Origin of the sequence: Aerophototrophica crusticola, from assembly GCF_012913305.1 — a bacterium.
In the GTDB taxonomy this organism is placed as follows: Bacteria; Pseudomonadota; Alphaproteobacteria; order Azospirillales; family Azospirillaceae; genus Niveispirillum; species Niveispirillum crusticola.
Genome location: NZ_CP051775.1, coordinates 2,560,395 through 2,574,861, shown reverse-complemented (window position 1 = coordinate 2,574,861; position 14,467 = coordinate 2,560,395). Strand labels below are relative to the sequence as shown.

Below are 14,467 nucleotides of genomic sequence, written 5' to 3'. Positions count from 1 at the left end.
ACGACGATCCTCCCTCACCCCACCCGCACGGCCCTGACCCGGGTCACCAGCTGCTTGCCGCCGGGCAGCTCACCCCGCGGGGCCATGTCCCAGTCCCATTCCTCGCCCGGCGGCAGGGCCAGGCCGGCGAGGGGGTCTTCGTCCGACAGCAGCGCGCCGTCATGGCCATAGGCCCGGCGGCGCACGTCGGTGACCAGCAGGGCCGGGCAGTTGAAGGCGCGGAGGTGGGCCAGGTGCGCCTCCACCACCGCGCGGGCGAAGCGGTCCCCCTCCAGCCCCGGCCAGCGCGCCGAAGCTGCCGCCACCGGCAGCAGCGGCAGTTGCGACAGCAGGTTGGCGGAGACGACAAGCCCCACTCCCGGCCGGTCCAGCAGGGCCGTGCAGCCGGGTCGCGGCGGCGCCGGGGCGTCCGGGTCCAGCAGCCCCGCCGCCGTGCCCGTCAGGTCCAGGCTCACCAGCTCGATCCCGGGGTGCCGGCGGGCCAGGGCCTTTGCCGGCGGCGGGTGGGCCGCGTCGACCAGGACCAGCTTGGGGAAGCGGGCCAGCAACGCCGGCACCGGCAGGTCCAGGCAGGGGCCGGAGCCCAGGACGATGGCCGTGTCCCCCGGCCCGGCCCAGGCCAGCGCCGCGTGGATGGCGGCCTTTGTCCGTTCCTGGTGCGGGGCCCAGGCCTTGGCGCAGCGGCGGGCGCGGGCCAGACAGGCCACCGCGCCATAACGGTAGCCCAGCCGCCGCAGGTCCGGCGGGCAGTCGGTGCGCAGGCTGGCCCAGAGTTCCCAGAGCATGCCGCAAGGTAGCGGCAGGCCCGCCCCAAAGCAAACGGCCCGCCGGTTTCCCGGCGGGCCGTAGACTCATGCTATTCCCTCAAGCGCCGGGCGCGCGCCCGCGGGCCGGCGGTCGCAGGCCTTGGCTCCCGTTACCGCGCCTGGGCCGTCTGGGTGCGCTGGCGCAGGGCGTCCAGCAGGGCGTCGAAGCGGCCGCCATTGTTCTCGATCACGCTGGCGAACTCGCTGCGCTGGGTCTGGCTCATGCTGACATTCTCCACCAGCACGTCCACGATCTTGAAGGCGCCGTCGCGGTTGCGCACGCGCCAGGATACGTTGACCGGCGGGCCGTTGGGGCGGACCACCTGGCTGGTCACCAGCGTGTCGCGCTCACCCGTGGATTGGCCGCCGGTGACCTTGAAGGTCTCCCCCGCGTACTGGCTGAAGCGCTCGGCATACACGTCGATGATCATGCGCTCGAACAGCTGCATGTACTGCTGCTGCTGCTCCGGCGTGGCGGTGTTCCAATAGCGGCCGACCACGAAGCGGCCGATGGTGGTCAGGTCGAAGTTCTGGTTCAGCAGATCCCGGAAGACCTGCTTGGTCTGCGCCGGGTCCTTCTTCTGGGCCAGGGTGGCGATGGCCTTGTCGCCCAGGCCCTGCACGAAGTCCGTCGGGGCCTTGGCAGAGGGCTGGGCCGCGACCTGGGCCGGCGCCGTCTGCTGCGCGGTCGCCGGCAGCGCGAAGGCTGCCAGGCCGGCCATCAACAGGCCAGCGGCGGGGCGGAGGAGGGGGCGACGGTTGGTCAGCATGGCATCCACGGCTAAAATCCTTCAGTCCAAGTCAAGTATCAGGCGGCGCTAACAGTCCGACAGTGACGGGCGTCACGGTCCGGGGCCCTAGGACCCCTGGCCAGCCCGCACCGGCGAGGGCGGGGCGGCATCGCCGTCGTCGTAATCCGGAATATCCGGCAATTGCGACGGATCTGCGGCGCCGTCGCGAATCCAGTTGTCCCGCCGCTGGCGGTAGAGGGAGCGCATGGCGGCGTAGTAGTCGAAGCTGTTCCGCTTCAGGTCGTCGATCACGTCGATGTAGCCGGCGCGGGTATCCGCCACGGTCAGCCCGGCGCGACCATAGGTGAACCAGTCGGCGTCGTTGTTGCTGGCATAGTTGGATACCGGGTCCGCATAGAACTCCGCCCCGAATCCCACCGCGTCGCGGAGGGAGGAGGACCCGATCACCGGCAACACCAGGTACGGCCCCTCCGGCACGCCCCAGACCGCCAGGGTCTGGTCGAAGCTTTCATACTCATAGGGGATGCCGTTCTTCCCGGCCACGTCGATCAGACCGCCCAAGCCGACGGTGGTGTTGATGGCGAAACGCTTCACCACGTCGCCCGCCCCGTCCCAGTCCCCCTGCAGGGTCTGGTTGGCGAGGTCCAGGGGTGAGCGCAGGTTCTGCAGCACGTTGCGCACGCCGCGCTGCGCCGGGTCGGGCAGCACGGCCCGGTAGATTTCCGCCACCGGGCGGATCAGCACGGCGTCCAGCGCCTCGTTGAACCAGAAGATGCCCCGGTTCACCGGCTCCAGCGGGTCGTTGTTGTTCACGGGCACCACCGTGCCGGGCGCGCCCGATGCCTGGCCCGGCGGGCCGTCCAGGGTCGGGGTGGTCGCCTGCTGGGTGCTGGTCGAACAGGCAGCCAGGGCAGTCGCGGCGACCGCCAGCAGCATGAGCCGGGAAAGGGGACCAGGGCGCATGGGGGACAGACTTTCCAGGGTGGGGCGGCGGGGAACCGCCCGGTAGGCCATTGGCGGATATAATGTTGAGAATCGGTGACGCAATGATCCTGGACCTCCGACCAGCCATGCAGGGTTGCCGTCCCCAGTTCGGGGTAGACCATTCGGCGAGGTCGGATGGCGTGTGCAGCAGGAACGCAACCCAAGGGGAAAAGTTGCAAGTACCTGCCGGACCACGGACCAAGGTTTACAAGGCATAAAGATATCTTTATATATTGATCCAGCGGCTGACGTTGGCCCGATCCCTGGTGAAGGCTGGTGCCATGGAGTTTCTGCTGAATGCGTTGAAGGCCGCGGCTGAGCCTACGCGGCTCCGCCTGCTGGCCTTGTGCGCCCATGGCGAACTCACCGTGACCGAGCTGACCCAGATCCTGGGCCAGAGCCAGCCCCGTGTCTCCCGGCACCTGAAGCTGCTGTGTGAGGCGGGATTGCTGGAGCGCTACCGGGAAGGCATCTGGGCCTATTACCGCTTGGCGGAGCGTGGCCCCACGGCGGAGCTGGCCCGCACCCTGGTGGACGCGCTGCCCGCCGACGATTCGGGCCTCGTGCTGGACCTGGAGCGTCTGGAGAGCATCCGCGACAGCCGCCGCACCGCCGCCGCGCGGTACTTCAGTGAGAATGCCGGACGCTGGCATGAGATCCGCAGCCTGCACGTGCCCGAGGCGGAGGTGGAGCAGAGGCTCCTTTCCCTGCTGCCGGAGACAGGTGTGCAGGATTTGCTGGACGTGGGCACCGGCACCGGCCGGATGCTGGAGCTGTTCGGCCCCCGGGTGGGCCGGGCGCTGGGCATCGACAGCTCGCGCGAGATGCTGGCCGTGGCCCGGGTGAACCTGGAGAAGGCGGGCCTGCGCAACTGCCAGGTGCGCTTGGGCGACATGTACCAGCTGGCATTGCCGGGGCAGAGCCAGGATGCGGTGATCTTCCACCAGGTGCTGCACTTCGCGGAGGAGCCGGCGGAGGCGCTGGGGGAGGCCGCGCGCCTGCTGCGGCCCGGCGGCACCCTGCTGGTGGTGGACTTCGCCCGCCATGAGCTGGAAGCCCTGCGCACCGACCATGCCCACCGCCGCCTTGGCTTCGACTCAGGTGAGGTGGAGGGCTGGATGGCCAAGGCCGGCCTTGCCCCCGAACCCGTGGTGGCCCTGCCGGGCCAGCCCCTCACCGTCTGCGTCTGGCGCGGCACCCGCCCGCCCGCCGCCCAACCCGTTCCCACCCGCGCCATCGCCGGAGCCCTGTCATGAGCCTAGCCGAACTGCTGGACGCCACCACCGACCCGACCGCCCTGGTGACGACCCCGTCCGGCCTGTCCGTCAGCTTCGAGTTCTCGCCGCCCAAGACGGAGAAGGCGCACGAGAACCTGTGGGCCGCCATCCACCGGCTGGCCCCGCTGAAGCCGTCCTTCATGTCCGTGACCTATGGCGCCGGCGGCACCACGCGGGAGCGGACCCATGCCACGGTGACGGAGATCCAGGCCAAGACCGGCATCCCCGCCGCCGCCCACCTGACCTGCGTCGGCTCCACGCGGGAGGAGATCGACGAGATCGCCCGCACCTATTGGGACGCCGGCATCCGCCACATCGTAGCATTGCGCGGCGACCCGCCGCTGAAGGCGGACGGCACCGGTGGCCTGGGCGGCCTTGGGTATGAACCGCATCCCGGCGGCTACGCCTATGCCGCCGACCTGGTGGAGGGGCTGAAGCGGGTGGCGGACTTCGAGGTCTCGGTCGCCTGCTTCCCGGAGATCCACCCGGAGGCGCCCAGCGCCGACATCGACCTGGACAATCTGAAGCGCAAGGTCGACGCGGGCGCCAGCCGCGCCATCAGCCAGTTCTTCTTCGACCCGGCGGTGTTCCTGCGCTTCCGCGACAAGGCGGCGGACAGGGGCATCGACGTGCCCATGGTCCCCGGCATCATGCCCATCCTGAACTTCACCAAGACCGCGGAGATGGGCCGCAAGTGCAACACCTACATCCCCCGCTGGATGACCAACCTGTTCGAAGGGTTGGACGACTCGCCGGAGACGCGGCACTTGGTGGCCGCCACCGTGGCCATCGAGCAGTGCCGCTACCTGGCCAAGCACGGGGTGAAGGATTTCCACTTCTACACCATGAACAAGGCCGACCTGACCGTCGCCCTCTGCCACATGCTGGGCGTGCGGGCGAAGGCGAAGGTGGTCGCCTAAGGCCGGCGACCGCCGGCCCGCGGGTCCACCCTGTCCTTTTGGTCCTTTGCGCGAAAGGGTAAGTGGGATCACCCTCTGGGGGAGGGGAGGCCGGCCCCGGCCTTCCCGTCTTCTTGGGAGGGGGGCGGACATGACCCGTATCCTGCTGTCCAGCGCCAACCCGTCCGGCAAGCGGACGGAAGAGATACTATCCGAGATCCGGTCCGACCTGCTGGTGCGCATGGTCGGCTACGGCCAGGATCCCCGGCGCGAGATGCGCGCCATCCTGGACAACAACGTCCGTATCCTGGGACTGCTGACCGAAGCCATCCGGCTGGCGGAGGAGAACAGCCGCGTCCTGGACCAGGGATAGGCTGGGCTTGCGCCGACAAAGCGGCCTAAGCCATAGTAATATTAATGTTTTCTTGCTCAATCATTGACAGAAACTGAGCATCGCCATGAACGGATAGGGCACAGAGCAAGAAAGTCGGGACATTGGCCGTGAACGGACGGGGATCGTCCGGTTAGCCCGGATGTTCTCTCTCACTTAAGCCATAACTACTTCGGGTAGGTCTTGCGCCAGTGTGCGGGCCGGGATGCCCGCGACCGGGGCAAGCCGGGCGGGCACCCCTTACGGACGGTCGTTCCCGTCACTTTCCCCCGCATATAGTGGGGGCACCGGGCCCCTGATGGCCCGCGACCCCGTTGGAGCCGCCCCCGCCATGCGCCTTCCCACCCGCCCCACCCTGGCCGTGACCCTGGCCCTCGGGGCCGCGGCGCCCGCCCTGGCCGGCGACCTCAGCGTCTTCATCACCAACGTCGCCCCGCTGGCCGGGGCCAGCCAGCTCCGCGCCGCCATCTATGACAGTGAGGAGGCGTTCGAGAAGAACGGCGCCCCCGTGGCCGCCCTGGTGCTGCGCAACGCGCGTGACGGGGCCCATCTGGCCGTGGGGCCGCTGCCGCCGGGCAAGTATGCGGTACGCGTCTTCCAGGACCTGAACGACAACGGCAAGGTGGACACCAACCTGCTGGGGGTCCCGACAGAGCCCTTCGGCTTTTCCAACGACGCCATCGGCACCCTGGGGCCGCCCAGCTTCGGCGCCGCCGCGGTGGTGGTGGGGGATGCGGGGGCCTCGCTGAAGATCAACCTCCGCCGCTAGGACGGTTTCCGGGGCCCGGGAGCCGTGCCGGCGTCGCCACCTTGCCCCGGCCGCGCCCATCGCCTGCCACAAAGTCCCCCCAGCTTGCAGGGGTGCCCGCTCGTCCGGGCGATGGATGGGAGCACCCCCGGGGGTGCCGCGTGGAGTGATGAAGCCGACCATTGCCATCCTGGGCCTCACCTTGGCCGCCTGGGCCGGTCCCGCCGCCGCCGGGTCGGTCACGCTCTTTTCCGAAGGCCACTTCCGGGGGGAGCGGCTGACCATCGACGGCGACATCTCCAACCTGTCCAAGCTGCCGCCCTGGAATGACCGGGCGCGCTCGCTGGTGGTGAACAGCGGTGTCTGGGAAGTCTGCAAGCACAAGAAATACAAGGACTGCGTCCAGCTCCGCCGCGGCGCCCGTGTCGCCGACCTGGGCCAGATCGGCTATTTCGGCCAGATCAGTTCCTTGCGCCAGGTGGGGGATGATTACGGCTGGCGTGGCCGCGACCGCGACCGTGACTGGGACGATGACCGGCGTTGGCCGCGCGACCCGGACTGGCGTGACGACGATTGGCGCCGCCCGCCCCCGCCACCCCCGCCGCCGCCCCGCTGGGGCGACCGTGACTGGGACCGTGACCGGGATTGGGGCGGGGACCGGGATTACGACTGGTCCAGCTGCCAGCGCCAGGTCTATGACGGGCTGATCCAGCGCTACGGCTATCGCGCCCGGGCGCGTTTCAGCGGCTTCCCCGACGAGGGCACGGTCTGGTTCGACGGCCAGCCCTGGCAGTTCCGCTGCCGCGGCGGTCGGGTGAACATCTGGCAGTAGGCCCGGCTCAGGACGGGTCCCGCTCCGTGGCCTCCACCGCCGACTGGTAGGCGGAGGCGACGGCGATGGCGGTGATCACCGCCAGGGCCTGGGCGCTTGCCCCCTCCAGCCCCGCGATGCCGGTCAGCAGCCAGTGCGCGGTCCCCCCAGCCACCAGGGCCAGCAGGATCGCCAGCAAATTCCGCAACATGGGCCAGTCCCCCTCCAGACACCCCCCATCCCCCTGGAACAAGGGGGCGCCCCGTTCGTCCCAACGCAGGGCCCCTGGGCAGGCTCCCGCGCGGACGATTCCCAGCGAGATTGTGCAGGTGCCCGGGTGGTCAAGCCGCGGTGGCAGGGCGCATCCGCGAGGGCCCTTGACGGCCGGGGCAGGGTCTGCCAGCCAGGGCGGGTAGCCCTTCCGAGAGGTTCGCATGCCCGCCCGCCTTGCCGCCGTCCTGTCGGTGCTCGCCCTGGCCGTCCCCGGTGCCGCCGCGGCCGACCTGACCGTCACCACCCCAGGCATAAGCGGGGCGGAGGGGACGGTGCGGGTCATGCTGTTCGACAATGACAAGGACTACCGCGACCTGGACCGGCCGAGGCTGACCCTGCGGGTGCCCGCCCTGGACGGGGTGCCGGAGTACCGGATCGGCGGGCTGGCGCCGGGCAGCTACGCCGTCGCCGCCCACCATGACCGGGACAATGACGGCGACGTGGAATACACGGTGGCCGACGGCATCGGTGACCCGCTGGCGGTCGGCGGCGGCCGGCCCCTGCTGAAGCGCCCGCCCATCCCTGCCTTCGCCGACGTCGCCGTCCCGCTGGCGGGGAAGGGGCCGGCAGCGGTGGCCCTCGCCCTCGGCCCCGGCGCCAAGCTGGAACGGCGACCCCAGGGCCCCACCCTGCGCCTGAGGAACCTGCCGACGGGGGAGGGGGTGCTGCGCCTGCGCCTGTTCGCGGACGGGAAGGGTTGGGCCCGGGCGGCGGAAAGCGGGCGCGACGCCACGGTGTTCCTGAACCGGACCGGACCCGCGTCGGCGGAGCTGACCCTGACCCTGCCGCCCCTGCCGGAGGGCCGCTACGCCGTGCTGGCCTTCTTCGAACCCATCCCCGACGGCCGGCTGGGCGAGGGGGAGCCGCGGGCCGTCAGCGGGGAGGCACCCGCAGGCGGGGCCCTGCCGACGTTCGAGGCGGCGGCCGTGCCGCTGCTCCCCGGCACGGAAACGGCGCTCACCCTGCGCTGAGCGGCTCCCGCCCGTTCACGCCACAACCGATGGGAACCCTCCTTCCCCCGGCCTGTTGTCGGGGGGAATTGCCAACCCGCCGGGTCAGCAACGGCGGCAACTTGGAGGGATTCCATGAGCAACTACGGCACATCCGGGCGCGGCTACGGCTACGGCATGGACGATGACGACGACTCCTACGGCGGCGGCTATGGCGGCCGCGGCGCCGGGAGCAACTATGGGTCGCGCTCCGGCGGGTCGCGGTTCGGCGGGTCCCGGATGGGGTCCTTCGGCCAGGGCGGCCGTGGCGGCCGTGGGCAGGAGCGTGGCACCCAGGGCACCGGCTCGGCCTACCAGATGGCGCCGCTGGTCGTGGGCGGCCTGATGGCGGCGCTGGGCGTCCGGCGTGGCGGCTGGCTGGGTTACGGCATCGCGCTGGCCGGGCTGGGCGTCATCCAGCAGGCCTTCAGTGGCAAGCCCGACATCGCCCAATGGGTGGGCATGGGCGGCCAGGTGGACCATGAGAGCCGGGCCAGCACCGTGTCCCACACGGTGACCATCAACCGGTCCGCCGAGGACCTGTACAGCTTCTGGCGGGACTTCTCCAACCTGCCGCAGTTCATGAACCACATCGACCGGATCGAGGTGATCGACGACCGCAACTCCCATTGGGTGGCCAAGGCCCCGGCGGGGCTGCGCGTCTCCTGGGATGCCCAGGTCACCGACGACCAGCCGAACCGCCGCATCGCCTGGCGGGCGGTCGAGGGGTCCGACGTGCCGAACTGGGGCCATGTGGAGTTCCGGCCGGCGCCGGGCGGCCGCGGCACCGAGCTGCACGCCGTCATCCGCTACGAGCCGCCGGGCGGCGCCCTGGGCCGCGCCGTCGCCAAGCTGCTGGGCGAGGAGCCGCAGCAGCAGATGATCGACGACCTGAACCGCTTCAAGCGGATGATGGAGACCACGGGCGCGGGCTCCGGCTCGTCCTCCTCGTCCATGGGCTCCACCTCCTCCATGGGCGGGTCCGCCACCGGTTCCACCTCCTCCGTGGGTGGCACCAGCGGCGCCACCCTGGGCAGCTCCACCAGCACGGGCAGCCTGGGCGGCGGCACCGGTTCCACCACCGGCAGCACCACCCGCACGGGGGCCATGGCCGGCAGCACCACGGGCACGGGTTCGTAACCCCACCCCGACCCGGACGTGACGCGAAGCCCGCGCGGGGGAACCCCCGTGCGGGCTTTCGCCGCTTGGGTGGGGGCGCCGTCCAACCTTTCCACTCAACAAACCTCCCACCCAAGAGGATGGTCGCTATGAGACGGACCCTTGCCCCGCTCCTCACCCTCGCCGCGCTGCTGGCCGGACCGCCGGCCTGGGCGCAGGTCACCACGGGTGGCGTTCCCGCGACGGGGGCGGAATCGAAGGCCCTGCCCAAAGCCGGCAAACCCTTGGCAGAGGCGGACCGCTCCTTCCTGGAAGGCGCCATCGGCACCGCCATCTACACGGTCGAGGCCTCCCGCCTCGCCGCCGAGCGTTCGGACAATGAAGAGGTGCAGCAGTTGGCGGAGACGCTGCTCACCTCCCAGAAGGGCCTGCATGACGACCTGACCGCCATCGCCAACGACCAGGGCGCCCTGCCGGCGGCGGAGCTGGACCCACCCCGCTCGGCCATGCTGGAGCAACTCCGCCAGGTGGGCGACGGCGGCTTCGACCAGCTCTGGCTGGAACAGCAGGTGGACAGCCAGCGCCGGGCGGTGGAGCTTTACCAGCAGGCCGCCGCCGGTTCCCAGGACGGGGTCCTGTCCAGCATGGCCCGGGACGCGTTGCCGACCTTGCAGGAAAACCTGGGCGCCCTGGAACAGGCTGCCGGCGCCGGCATGGCCCAGAACCAGGCGCCAAGATAGGGGAGGGGAAACCGATGCAGGTCGTCTATGTCTACCAGGGCGGTCGCGACCAGGCGCTGGAGGGGGAAGTGCTGGAGCTGTTCCCCGGCGCCCGCACCCTGGCCGCCACCCCCGGCATGCAGGGCATGACCGAGGTCACCTTGGAATTCCCCGGCGGGCCGGTGCCCGACGCGGTGGATCGGCTACGCGCCATGCCGCGCATCGTGGACGCCGCCCCGGGGTCGCTGGGGGAGGGGGCGTGAGCCCTGGCGTCGCCCCGATCCCGCTGGCCAGCCCTCCGGCTCCCCAATTCCAATCCACCCCCTGACGGTTCGGTGATCGGGATTGGGTTGAAGTCGCTGGAGCGGAGGTGTCAGCGACAACTCGGTCGGGTCCGGCGTCCACCAACGCCACTTTCGAATTCGAAAGTGGCTGTACGATTGCCCGATCGGGCCCCCAGCGATGCGCGGGGCGCATCATCGTGTGCTAGAGCCATGCCCGGCCGGACCAGATTTCGTGTGTCCCGGCAACCCTTCTCACAATCCCGCCGAAGACCATAAATTTCATGTTTCTAATCAGTCCCTTGTCCCGGCCGGATTCCGAGAAACCAGCTTTCGATTGAGGTTGAATCCTGGAAGGGGCCTCCCAATATGGAAGTCCAGTCCAACAGGAGTTTCGGGGACATCCATGGCTAACGGACCTTTCGGTCGCTTCGCGACATACGACCGGACGATCGACCAGGCCCAGTTCGACGCCGGTCTGCGCCAGCATATGCTGAGCGTTTACAACTACATGTGCATGGCCCTCGCGGTGACGGGCCTGGTGGCCTTCTTCGGCTCCCAGAGCCAGGCGCTGGTGCAGGCCATCTACGGCACGCCGCTGAAGTGGGTGGTGATGCTGGCGCCGCTGGCCTTCATCTTCTTCGGCTTCCGGCCGCAGACCATGTCGGCTGGCACGCTGCGCACCATGCTGCTCGTGTTCAGCGCCCTGATGGGCCTGAGCATGATGGCGATCTTCCTGGTGTTCACCGGGGCCAGCATCGCCCGGGTGTTCTTCATCACCGCCGGCATGTTCGCCGCCACCAGCCTGTACGGCTACACCACCAAGGCCGACCTATCGAAGATGGGCTCGTTCCTGGTGATGGGCCTGATCGGCCTGATCATCGCCGGCCTGGTGAACATCTTCCTGCAGTCCAGCGCGTTGCAGTTCGCCATCTCCGCCATCGGCGTCCTGGTGTTCACCGGCCTGACCGCCTGGGACACCCAGAACATCAAGGAGAGCTACGCCGAGTCCTACGGGCAGGAGGCGAACTCCCGCATGGCGGTCATGGGTGCCCTGTCGCTGTACCTGAACTTCATCAACCTGTTCCAGTTCCTGCTGCAGTTCATGGGCCAGCGTGAGGAGTAAGCGCGTCGGCCCCACCGGCCAGACCCGCGACGCCGCCCGGGGGCAACCCCGGGCGGTTTTGTTTTGGGGGCCAGGAGTCGATTGAAGGCGTTCCTGCACCCCGCAGGGACGCCACGGCGGCGACCGCCGCCGCGCGCACCCGTGTGCGCGTGAGCCCCCGCTGGCGCATGCCAGCATGCGCATGGGCCCGCGGAGCGGGCGCGAGCCTGCCCCGGCCCCCGAGCCGGGGGCGTTTGAGGGGGCAATAGGACGGGTGGGCTTGACCAGCCGCCATGCTCCCGCCATCTGCCGACCTTAGCCTCAGCGTATCCGCCAGCCGGAGACCGCCCTCGTGAGCGACAAGGAAGAACGGCGCCTCGACCGCCAGTTCGACAAGTTGGAACAAGCCCTGCCGGACCCCGTCAGCGTCCAGGTCAGCCGCCTGCGCCGCCCGCGCGCCGTCTGGATCCGCGTGCCCGTCGCCCTGCTGTTCATGGTGGGCGGGGTGTTCAGTTTCCTGCCGGTGCTGGGCGTCTGGATGCTGCCCATCGGCCTGCTGCTGCTGGCCATCGACCTGCCCTTCCTGAAGGGCCCCGTCAGCCGCATGATGGTCTGGGGGGAACGCAAGTGGAAGACCTGGCGCCGCCGCCGGAACGGCAGCCCTGCCTGACCGCCGTCACCCCCGAAGCACCATCGTGAACCGCGTCCCGCCCGGGCCGGTGCCGTCCAGGCGGATGTCGCCGCCATGGGCCCGCGCCACCTCCCGCGCGATGGCGAGGCCCAGGCCCGTGCCATTGGGCTTGCCGGATGAGGCGAAGGGCTGGAACAGCCGGTCCAGCACCTTGGTCGGCAGGCCGGTGCCGTCGTCGCCGACCGACAGCCGTACATGCCCGTCCTCCCCCACCGCCGCCACCGTCACCCGTGTCGCGCCCGCCTCCAGCGCATTGCGGCCAAGGTTGCCCAGGGCGCGGAAAAGCTGGCCCCGGTCCGCCTCCAGCACCAGCTCTTCCGGGATGTCCACCTGCCAGACCGGGGCGGCCGCCTGGGGCAGTTGGCTGTGCTCCACCAGCAGCGCCTCCCCCACCTCCTCCGCCAGCCGGGCCAGGGCCACCGGTTCCCGCCGGGGTGGGGCCACGCCGTCGCGGGTATAGTCCAGGGTCTGGCCGCAGAGCTGGGCCGCCCGTTCCAGCGCCGCCAGGATGCGCGGCCCGTCCCGCCGCACCTGCGGGTCCGGGCTGTCCAGCAGCCGCTCCGACAGCAGGGTGGCAGAGGACAGGATGCCCCGTATGTCATGGTTGATCTTGGTCACCGCCGTGCCGACCGTTGCCAGCCGCTCCCGCTGGCGCAGGGCTTGGCGGACGGCGGCCTGCATGGAAAGCAGCTCCCGATGGGCGATGCCCACCTCATCCTGCCGCCGGGTGGCGAGGCGGGCGGCCGGTTCCGCGCTTTCCGGGTCGCGCTTGAACGCCATCATCGCCTCCACCAGCCGCCGCATGGGCCGCACGGTGAGGACATGCAGGGACAGGAAGACGAGGCTGGCCGTGACCAGGGAGATGATGATGGACAGCCAGAGGATCCTGCCGGAAAACTCCAGCAGCGCCGCCCGCAGCGGCCCCTCCTGCACCAGCATGGCCACACCCACCGCCGGGTCCTTGGGCGAGGGGCCGGTGACCGTGACCACGCGGTTCCCCACCCGCAGCAGCAGGGCCAACGTCTCCCTGATCATGTCCAGCGGCCCGGATGCCGCCAGGTCATAGCGGGCCATGGGGGCGGGCTGGTCCGGCCGCATCAGCATCAGCACCCGCTTGTCCGCCAGGGTCACGTCCACGGCATAGGCCTGGACATGGCTCAGCAGCTCCGCCTCCAGCTCGTCCGTCACCATGCCCTCGGGTGCGGCGACCACCGACAGGGCCGCAAGGTGGGCGGAGGCCAGCCGGGCGTTCAGCCAGTCCACCCGGAACTTGGCCGCCGACGGCAGAAAGATCAGCACCTCCGCCAGCATGACGAAGGCCACCGTCAGCAGCAGCAGCTTGGATGACAGGCTGCGGGCGAAGGGGGGCAGGGTAAGAGCCATGTCTCCTGGTGGGGAAGGACGGGATCTGCGACGGGGTCAGGTCCCATGATGCGGGCCGTGGGGCAAGATACACACACGGACACGCACCAGACACGCACGAACATTCACGAGAAGAACTGCCTGCGGCGCTGCCTGGGCGGCGAAACCGCAATGATCTTGTGTGCGTGTCCGTGGGTGTGTTGTGCGTGTCCGTGGATGTTCTTGGCTCCGAGCTGGCAAGGTCCCCGCCGTTACCCCAGCCGCCTCAGCCGCTCCGTCAGCAGGTCGAAGAACCCGTCCGCGTCGGCCTTGCGCATGTACACGGCGTTGGTTGGGCGGCCGGTCTTGTGGAAATGGTCCACCACGGTCTGGCCGATGGTCAGGGGGCTGGACACCTCCACCTCCACGTTGACGCGCTTGCCCTCGAACAGCTCCGGCTTGATCAGCCAGGCGATGACGCAGGGGTCGTGCAGGGGGCCGCCGTCAGTGCCGTACTTCTTCTCGTCATACTGCCGGTAATAGTCCAGCATCTGGTAGGTCGCCTTTGCCAGCGGCGTGCCGATGGCGGCGATGGCCTCCATCCGCTTCTGGCTGGTCAGCACCTGGTGGGTGACGTCCAGCGGGAACATGACGATGTCCACGCCGGACTTCAGCACCACGTCCGCGGCGTGGGGGTCGACGAAGATGTTGAACTCCGCCACCGGGCTGCTGTTGCCGCCCTCCGACTGGGCCCCGCCCATCAGCACGATGCGCTTCAGCCGCGCCGCCACCCGCGGGTCCTTCATCAGCGCGCGGGCCACGTTGGTCAGCGGCCCCAGGGGGCACAGGGTGACGGTGCCCGGCGGCTCGTTCAGCACCGTCTCCACGATGAAGTCCACGGCGTGCTGCCCCTGCAGCGGCATGGCCGGGTCCGGCAGGTCCGGGCCGTTCAGGCCGGTGGGGCCGTGCACCTCAGGGGCCGTGTGCAGCTCCAGCAGCATGGGCTTGTCACAGCCGGCGAAGACCTTGATGTCCGGGCGGCCCGCCAGCTCACAGATCTTGCGGGTGTTGACCTCGGTCAGGTGCAGGGGCGCGTTGCCGGCCACGGCGGTGATGCCCAGCACCTCCAGCTCGGGGCTGGCCAGGGCCAGCAGGATGGCCACGGCGTCGTCCTGGCCGGGGTCGGTGTCGATGATGATCTTCTCGGGCGCCATTCTGTCTCTCCTCGGATGGGAGAGGACTTACCCGCAAAGCTATTGAGAGGAAAGCGCCGCGGGGGCT

At 69.9% G+C, this 14,467-nt stretch carries 17 protein-coding genes; 11 read left to right on the top strand and 6 right to left on the bottom strand.

All coding sequences use genetic code 11. The annotated features are described in order from the left end of the window. Positions 1 to 14: 14 nt before the first annotated feature. The 3 genes from HHL28_RS12605 to HHL28_RS12595 all read right to left on the bottom strand — a co-directional run bounded on the left by HHL28_RS12605 (position 15) and on the right by HHL28_RS12595 (position 2,521). Complete coding sequence (locus tag HHL28_RS12605; RefSeq protein WP_075769652.1) at positions 15 to 785, bottom strand: hypothetical protein; 771 nt, start codon at positions 783 to 785, stop codon at positions 15 to 17. A 131-nt stretch (positions 786 to 916) separates the two neighbouring features. Next, positions 917 to 1,576, bottom strand: a complete 660-nt coding sequence (locus tag HHL28_RS12600; protein WP_075769797.1) for an MlaC/ttg2D family ABC transporter substrate-binding protein — start codon at positions 1,574 to 1,576, stop codon at positions 917 to 919. A gap of 87 nt (positions 1,577 to 1,663) precedes the next feature. Next, on the bottom strand, positions 1,664 to 2,521 hold the full coding sequence (locus HHL28_RS12595; RefSeq protein ID WP_075769653.1) for an MlaA family lipoprotein: 858 nt from the start codon (positions 2,519 to 2,521) through the stop codon (positions 1,664 to 1,666). 302 nt (positions 2,522 to 2,823) lie between these two features. On the opposite strand from HHL28_RS12595, the gene HHL28_RS12590 reads away from it, so the two are divergent. The 5 genes from HHL28_RS12590 (at position 2,824) to HHL28_RS12570 (ending at position 6,689) form a co-directional block, all read left to right on the top strand. Further along, positions 2,824 to 3,798 carry an ArsR/SmtB family transcription factor gene (locus HHL28_RS12590; protein ID WP_075769798.1) on the top strand — a complete coding sequence of 325 codons (975 nt, stop codon included), beginning with the start codon at positions 2,824 to 2,826 and terminating at the stop codon, positions 3,796 to 3,798. After that, entirely contained in the window at positions 3,795 to 4,739 is a 945-nt protein-coding gene (metF, locus tag HHL28_RS12585) for a methylenetetrahydrofolate reductase [NAD(P)H] (protein ID WP_169655222.1), read from the top strand. Before HHL28_RS12590 ends, metF begins: the two co-directional genes overlap by 4 nt. A gap of 130 nt (positions 4,740 to 4,869) precedes the next feature. Further along, positions 4,870 to 5,091, top strand: a complete 222-nt coding sequence (locus HHL28_RS12580; protein ID WP_075769654.1) for a hypothetical protein — start codon at positions 4,870 to 4,872, stop codon at positions 5,089 to 5,091. Positions 5,092 to 5,440: 349 nt separating this feature from the next. Further along, positions 5,441 to 5,878, top strand: a complete 438-nt coding sequence (locus HHL28_RS12575; RefSeq protein WP_075769655.1) for a DUF2141 domain-containing protein — start codon at positions 5,441 to 5,443, stop codon at positions 5,876 to 5,878. Positions 5,879 to 6,026: 148 nt separating this feature from the next. Beyond that, positions 6,027 to 6,689 (top strand): beta/gamma crystallin-related protein, encoded by a 663-nt coding sequence (locus HHL28_RS12570; protein WP_075769656.1) that lies wholly within the window; start codon positions 6,027 to 6,029, stop codon positions 6,687 to 6,689. 7 nt (positions 6,690 to 6,696) lie between these two features. On the opposite strand, the gene HHL28_RS12565 is transcribed toward HHL28_RS12570, so the two are convergent. Further along, positions 6,697 to 6,879 (bottom strand): hypothetical protein, encoded by a 183-nt coding sequence (locus HHL28_RS12565; RefSeq protein ID WP_075769657.1) that lies wholly within the window; start codon positions 6,877 to 6,879, stop codon positions 6,697 to 6,699. Between the two features lie 223 nt (positions 6,880 to 7,102). Between HHL28_RS12565 and HHL28_RS12560 the strand changes: the two genes are divergently transcribed. The 6 genes from HHL28_RS12560 to HHL28_RS12535 all read left to right on the top strand — a co-directional run bounded on the left by HHL28_RS12560 (position 7,103) and on the right by HHL28_RS12535 (position 11,824). Beyond that, a complete protein-coding gene (locus HHL28_RS12560) occupies positions 7,103 to 7,912 on the top strand; it encodes a DUF2141 domain-containing protein (protein WP_075769658.1) in 810 nt (269 codons plus the stop codon). Between the two features lie 114 nt (positions 7,913 to 8,026). Then, positions 8,027 to 9,070: an SRPBCC family protein gene (locus HHL28_RS18735; protein ID WP_075769659.1), complete on the top strand. Its 1,044-nt coding sequence runs from the start codon at positions 8,027 to 8,029 to the stop codon at positions 9,068 to 9,070. A gap of 128 nt (positions 9,071 to 9,198) precedes the next feature. Continuing rightward, positions 9,199 to 9,789, top strand: a complete 591-nt coding sequence (locus HHL28_RS12550) for a DUF4142 domain-containing protein (protein ID WP_075769660.1) — start codon at positions 9,199 to 9,201, stop codon at positions 9,787 to 9,789. Between the two features lie 14 nt (positions 9,790 to 9,803). After that, positions 9,804 to 10,031 (top strand): hypothetical protein, encoded by a 228-nt coding sequence (locus HHL28_RS12545; protein WP_075769661.1) that lies wholly within the window; start codon positions 9,804 to 9,806, stop codon positions 10,029 to 10,031. Positions 10,032 to 10,455: 424 nt separating this feature from the next. Further along, a complete protein-coding gene (locus HHL28_RS12540; protein ID WP_075769662.1) occupies positions 10,456 to 11,175 on the top strand; it encodes a Bax inhibitor-1/YccA family protein in 720 nt (239 codons plus the stop codon). A 331-nt stretch (positions 11,176 to 11,506) separates the two neighbouring features. Next, on the top strand, positions 11,507 to 11,824 hold the full coding sequence (locus HHL28_RS12535; RefSeq protein WP_075769663.1) for a hypothetical protein: 318 nt from the start codon (positions 11,507 to 11,509) through the stop codon (positions 11,822 to 11,824). A gap of 6 nt (positions 11,825 to 11,830) precedes the next feature. Here HHL28_RS12535 and HHL28_RS12530 read toward each other — a convergent pair whose 3' ends face one another. Continuing rightward, on the bottom strand, positions 11,831 to 13,228 hold the full coding sequence (locus HHL28_RS12530; RefSeq protein ID WP_075769664.1) for a sensor histidine kinase: 1,398 nt from the start codon (positions 13,226 to 13,228) through the stop codon (positions 11,831 to 11,833). A 230-nt stretch (positions 13,229 to 13,458) separates the two neighbouring features. Next, complete coding sequence (locus HHL28_RS12525; RefSeq protein ID WP_075769665.1) at positions 13,459 to 14,400, bottom strand: nucleoside hydrolase; 942 nt, start codon at positions 14,398 to 14,400, stop codon at positions 13,459 to 13,461. Positions 14,401 to 14,467: the final 67 nt, after the last annotated feature.

What these genes read in the sequence shown, in the direction of transcription:
- HHL28_RS12605 (WP_075769652.1), bottom strand. Translation starts at nt 785, where the DNA reads ATGCTCTGGGAACTCTGGGCCAGCCTGCGCACCGACTGCCCGCCGGAC.
- HHL28_RS12600 (WP_075769797.1), bottom strand. Translation starts at nt 1,576, where the DNA reads ATGCTGACCAACCGTCGCCCCCTCCTCCGCCCCGCCGCTGGCCTGTTG.
- HHL28_RS12595 (WP_075769653.1), bottom strand. Translation starts at nt 2,521, where the DNA reads ATGCGCCCTGGTCCCCTTTCCCGGCTCATGCTGCTGGCGGTCGCCGCG.
- HHL28_RS12590 (WP_075769798.1), top strand. Translation starts at nt 2,824, where the DNA reads ATGGAGTTTCTGCTGAATGCGTTGAAGGCCGCGGCTGAGCCTACGCGG.
- metF (WP_169655222.1), top strand. Translation starts at nt 3,795, where the DNA reads ATGAGCCTAGCCGAACTGCTGGACGCCACCACCGACCCGACCGCCCTG.
- HHL28_RS12580 (WP_075769654.1), top strand. Translation starts at nt 4,870, where the DNA reads ATGACCCGTATCCTGCTGTCCAGCGCCAACCCGTCCGGCAAGCGGACG.
- HHL28_RS12575 (WP_075769655.1), top strand. Translation starts at nt 5,441, where the DNA reads ATGCGCCTTCCCACCCGCCCCACCCTGGCCGTGACCCTGGCCCTCGGG.
- HHL28_RS12570 (WP_075769656.1), top strand. Translation starts at nt 6,027, where the DNA reads ATGAAGCCGACCATTGCCATCCTGGGCCTCACCTTGGCCGCCTGGGCC.
- HHL28_RS12565 (WP_075769657.1), bottom strand. Translation starts at nt 6,879, where the DNA reads ATGTTGCGGAATTTGCTGGCGATCCTGCTGGCCCTGGTGGCTGGGGGG.
- HHL28_RS12560 (WP_075769658.1), top strand. Translation starts at nt 7,103, where the DNA reads ATGCCCGCCCGCCTTGCCGCCGTCCTGTCGGTGCTCGCCCTGGCCGTC.
- HHL28_RS18735 (WP_075769659.1), top strand. Translation starts at nt 8,027, where the DNA reads ATGAGCAACTACGGCACATCCGGGCGCGGCTACGGCTACGGCATGGAC.
- HHL28_RS12550 (WP_075769660.1), top strand. Translation starts at nt 9,199, where the DNA reads ATGAGACGGACCCTTGCCCCGCTCCTCACCCTCGCCGCGCTGCTGGCC.
- HHL28_RS12545 (WP_075769661.1), top strand. Translation starts at nt 9,804, where the DNA reads ATGCAGGTCGTCTATGTCTACCAGGGCGGTCGCGACCAGGCGCTGGAG.
- HHL28_RS12540 (WP_075769662.1), top strand. Translation starts at nt 10,456, where the DNA reads ATGGCTAACGGACCTTTCGGTCGCTTCGCGACATACGACCGGACGATC.
- HHL28_RS12530 (WP_075769664.1), bottom strand. Translation starts at nt 13,228, where the DNA reads ATGGCTCTTACCCTGCCCCCCTTCGCCCGCAGCCTGTCATCCAAGCTG.
- HHL28_RS12525 (WP_075769665.1), bottom strand. Translation starts at nt 14,400, where the DNA reads ATGGCGCCCGAGAAGATCATCATCGACACCGACCCCGGCCAGGACGAC.